The sequence below is a fragment of the Brevundimonas sp. genome (assembly GCF_023259385.1).
Classification (GTDB): domain Bacteria; phylum Pseudomonadota; class Alphaproteobacteria; order Caulobacterales; family Caulobacteraceae; genus Brevundimonas.
Window position 1 is genome coordinate 1 of record NZ_JAHFPF010000303.1, and the last position, 3,886, is coordinate 3,886.

Genomic DNA, 3,886 nt, shown 5'->3' on the forward strand with positions numbered 1-3,886 from the left:
GATAGGCATCAGTGATCTCCGTCCTTCGAAGTTTCCATCAGTTCGACCAGCACGCCGCCCATGTCTTTCGGGTGGACGAAGATGATCGGAGTGCCGTGCGCGCCGATGCGCGGTTCGCCGGTGCCGAGGATGGTCGCGCCCTTGGCCCTGAGGGCGTCGCGGGCGGCGAGGATGTCCTCGACCTCGAAACAGACATGGTGCTGGCCGCCCCTGGGGTTCTTGGCCAGAAAGCCGTGGATGGGGCTGTCCTCGCCGAGCGGCTCGATCAGCTCGATCTGGCTGTTGGGCAGGTCGACGAAACAGACGCGGACGCCCTGCGCCGGCAGGTCGAACGGCTCATGGGCCTTCGAGGCGCCGAGCAGGTCGCGATACAGGGCGACGCTGGCCTCGATGGAGGGCGTGGCGACGCCGACGTGGTTCAGTCTACCGATCATCCGGCTGCTTTAGCGGGTGTCCTCGCCCGCTCAAAGAGAAAGGGCGTCGCAGCCGTCGCCGCGACGCCCTCCTTTTCACTCTCCGACCGTCCCTACTGCTGCAGCGGGAACGGGTCCGTCGGCGTCGGGCGCGTCGGGACCGGCATGCGCGGCAGGGGCTCGTCGCTGTTGGCGGCGTTCAGCAGGAAGGTCGCCAGGATGACGGCGGCCTGACGCAGGTCGTCGGCCCGCATATGGTCATAGCTGTCGATCGAGGTGTGGTGCAGGCGCGCGCCGTAGTCGAGCGGGTCCTGGATGAACTGGAACCCCGGCACGCCGACGGTCTGCATGTAGACGTGGTCAGTGCTGCCCGAGGTGCGCATCGACACCGTCGTGGCGCCCATGGCGTTGAAGGGCCTCAGCCACTCCTGGAAGATCGGCGCGGCGGCGACATTGCCCTCGGCGTTGATGCCGCGGATCTTGCCCGAGCCGTTGTCCAGGTTGAAGTAGGCGACCAGATCGCCGTGGCCGGCGCGCGGCTGGATCGGCCAGCGCTGGCGCCAGGTGCGGTTGTTCGGCAGGGCGTCCAACTGGGCGTCGCCCAGCGGGGCGCGGGTGGCGACGTATTTGTCGACATAGGCCAGCGAGCCGAGAATGCCCTGCTCTTCCCCGCTCCACAGGGCGAAGCGGATGGTGCGCTTGGGTCGCACGTTCATGGCCCGCAGGATACGCGCGGCCTCCATGACGACAGCGCTGCCGGCGGCGTTGTCGACCGCCCCGTCCGAGGCGGCCCAGCTGTCCAGGTGGGCGCCGGCCATGACGTATTCGCCCGAACGGCCCGTGCCCGGAATGTCGGCCAGGATGTTGTAGGCGTTGGTGTCTTCCTCGTGGAAGCGGACCTCGCTCATCAGTTCGAGGCGCGGCTTGGCGTCCTCGGTCAGGGCCAGGCGGGCCAGACGGCGATAGTCCTCGGCCGCCAGCTCCATGCCCGGCGTCTTGCGCTGGTCGTCCATGCGGTAGCCCGAGCCGTTGCCGTGCAGCAGGCCGCCGTCGCGGGCGGACATACGGACCCAGGCCAGGGCGCCCTCTTCCTGCAGGAAGGCGTCCATCTGCCGGGCGAACTCCAGCTCGCGCAGCGCGCCGGTCGACGGCGCCGAATGGTTGGGCAGGTTGTAGGTGTTGGCGTTGCGCAGGTCGTCTTCGGTCAGGCGACGGAAGGCCGGATCGGTCGGCTCGGACCCGGCGGTGGGGCGCGAGACCAGCACGATCTTGCCCGCAAGCTTGCCGCGCCACTTCGCGAAGTCGCCGGCGGAGGTCATCGGGGCGACGATCACGTCGCCGCTGATCACGCCGTTGGTGCCGGGCGTCCAGGCGATGGGGATGGCGCGCAGGTCGAGCGGGCGCGGCGCGGTCATGCGCGCGCTGGAGCGGACGACCGACCAGCCGCGGCCGAAGTCGAACGGATCGGCGCGGACGTTGGACAGGCCCCAGTCGCGGAACTGCTGCTGGGTCCAGGTCTCGGCCTGGCGCATCTGCGGCGAGTTGGTCATCCGCCCGCCGATCCGGTCGGTCAGCCAGGCGGCGGTCTGCATGACCTGGCTGTGGTTCAGCCCCTGGTCGATGATGCCGTTGACGGCGACGAGATCCGGCGACTGGGCGGCGGCGGACGTGGCGAACGGAACGGCCGTCAACGCCAGGGCGGTGGCGGACAACAAGGCGGCAAGACGCATGGAAACTCCCCTGAATCACTGAACGGCGGCGATAGGACCCCAAGCCTGACCGTTGTGCAAAGGAAGAACGTCGCTGACGTGTCAGTCCGTCGCGTCGTCCACGTCGATCGCCTCGGCCACCAGCCGGCGCCAGACCGGATCGGCAGCATCGACCAGATCGCAGTCCTCCAGCAGGGCCACCGCCGCGCCGCCGTCGGGCAGGATCAGGCCCAGCACGTCCATCTCGTCGCCGTCGGGTCCGATATGGCTTTCAGCCTGGACGGCGACCGCCGCCTGCTCGCCGTCGGCCTCCCACCAGATCAGCGGCTGGGGCAGGTCCATGTCGATGACGCGCGGATCCTCGGTGTCGCCCAGGGCGAAGACGGCCTTCTTGGCCTGCACGTCGTCCAGGGTCGCGACCCGGCCCGTGAAGGGGATCAGGCGGGTCCAGTCGTCGGCGTCGTAGCCGCCGCCATCCTCGCCGAAGTCGATCTGGTCGTCGCTCATCGTTCGCTCCCGCTGCTCGCGTACGAAAAAGGCCGACGGTCGAAACCGTCGGCCTTCGTCATTTTATCAGCTCCGTCCGAAGACGGAACGGACGGGCTTAGTTACCGCCCATCATGGAGGCGACTTCGGCGGCGAAGTCCGGGCCTTCGACCTTCTCGACGCCTTCACCCAGAGCCAGGCGGACGAAGCCGGCCAGGTGCAGGCCGGGGGCGCCCAGTTCCTTGCCCGCGTCGGCGACCAGCTGCTCGATGGTCACGTCGGGGTTCATGACGAACGGTTGCTTGGTCAGCACCACGTCCTTCTGGAACTTGTTGATCTGGCCTTCCACGATCTTGGCGATCATGGCTTCCGGACGGCCTTCTTCCTTGGCCTTCTCGGTCAGGACCTGACGTTCCTTCTCGATCGCGGCCGGGTCCAGATCGTCGGTGTTCAGCGACAGCGGGGCGGTCGCGGCCACGTGCATGGCGATCTTGCGGCCCAGTTCGCGCAGGGCGGCCTTGTCGCCGCCGCCGTGCAGGGCGACGAGCACGCCGATGCGGCCCAGGTTCGGAGCCACGGCGTTGTGGACGTAGGAGGCGACGACGCCTTCATCGACCGACAGGCGAGCGGCGCGACGCAGCTGCATGTTCTCGCCGATGGTCGCGATCATGTTGGTGACCTCGGCCTCGACGGTGTTGCCGTTTTCCAGCTCGGCGCCGTGCAGGGCTTCGACGCTGTGGTGCTCCAGGCCCTTCAGGGCGAAGGCCTTGGCGGCGTTCTGGAACAGCTCGTTGCGGGCGACGAAGTCCGTTTCCGAGTTGAACTCGATCGCGGCGCCGATTTCGCCCTTGCCGTCTTCCTTCGACGCGACGGCCACCAGGCCCTCGGCGGCGACGCGGTCGGCCTTCTTGGCGGCCTTGGACAGGCCCTTGGCGCGCAGCCAGTCGATCGCGGCGTTGATGTCGCCGTCGGTCTCTTGCAGCGCCTTCTTGCAGTCCATCATGCCGACGCCGGACTTGGCGCGCAGTTCCATGACGAGGGCGGCGGTGATCTCGGCCATTGTATAGCTCCTTGGGGTATTCGAATGCGGTAACGGCCGGGAGTTACCCCGGCCGTATGTCAGTTAGACGTACGGCCTTCATACGAAGGCCGGTGCGATCCTCAGACCGCGGCCTTGTCGGTTTCGACGGCGTCGAGCGCTTCGGTCGTCGCTTCCTGGGCGGCTTCGTCAGCGACGGCCGGTTCGGCAGCGGCGGCTTCCAGCTCGGCGGCGACGGC

Annotated in this window: 4 protein-coding genes; all 4 read right to left on the reverse strand. The window is 68.2% G+C overall.

Translation table 11 applies throughout. The features are described from left to right. Nucleotides 1-8: 8 nt before the first annotated feature. On the reverse strand, nucleotides 9-434 hold the full coding sequence (gene mce / locus Q0C81_RS17195) for a methylmalonyl-CoA epimerase (protein ID WP_291840880.1): 426 nt from the start codon (nucleotides 432-434) through the stop codon (nucleotides 9-11). Between the two features lie 92 nt (nucleotides 435-526). Then, nucleotides 527-2,143, reverse strand: a complete 1,617-nt coding sequence (locus tag Q0C81_RS17200; RefSeq protein ID WP_291840883.1) for a M20/M25/M40 family metallo-hydrolase — start codon at nucleotides 2,141-2,143, stop codon at nucleotides 527-529. 81 nt (nucleotides 2,144-2,224) lie between these two features. Beyond that, on the reverse strand, nucleotides 2,225-2,629 hold the full coding sequence (locus tag Q0C81_RS17205; RefSeq protein ID WP_291840885.1) for a hypothetical protein: 405 nt from the start codon (nucleotides 2,627-2,629) through the stop codon (nucleotides 2,225-2,227). A 97-nt stretch (nucleotides 2,630-2,726) separates the two neighbouring features. After that, complete coding sequence (tsf, locus tag Q0C81_RS17210) at nucleotides 2,727-3,668, reverse strand: translation elongation factor Ts (protein ID WP_291840888.1); 942 nt, start codon at nucleotides 3,666-3,668, stop codon at nucleotides 2,727-2,729. Nucleotides 3,669-3,886: the final 218 nt, after the last annotated feature.

Coding starts and splice junctions, on each gene's coding strand:
- mce (WP_291840880.1), bottom strand. CDS start 434: ATGATCGGTAGACTGAACCACGTCGGCGTCGCCACGCCCTCCATCGAG.
- tsf (WP_291840888.1), bottom strand. CDS start 3,668: ATGGCCGAGATCACCGCCGCCCTCGTCATGGAACTGCGCGCCAAGTCC.
- Q0C81_RS17205 (WP_291840885.1), bottom strand. CDS start 2,629: ATGAGCGACGACCAGATCGACTTCGGCGAGGATGGCGGCGGCTACGAC.
- Q0C81_RS17200 (WP_291840883.1), bottom strand. CDS start 2,143: ATGCGTCTTGCCGCCTTGTTGTCCGCCACCGCCCTGGCGTTGACGGCC.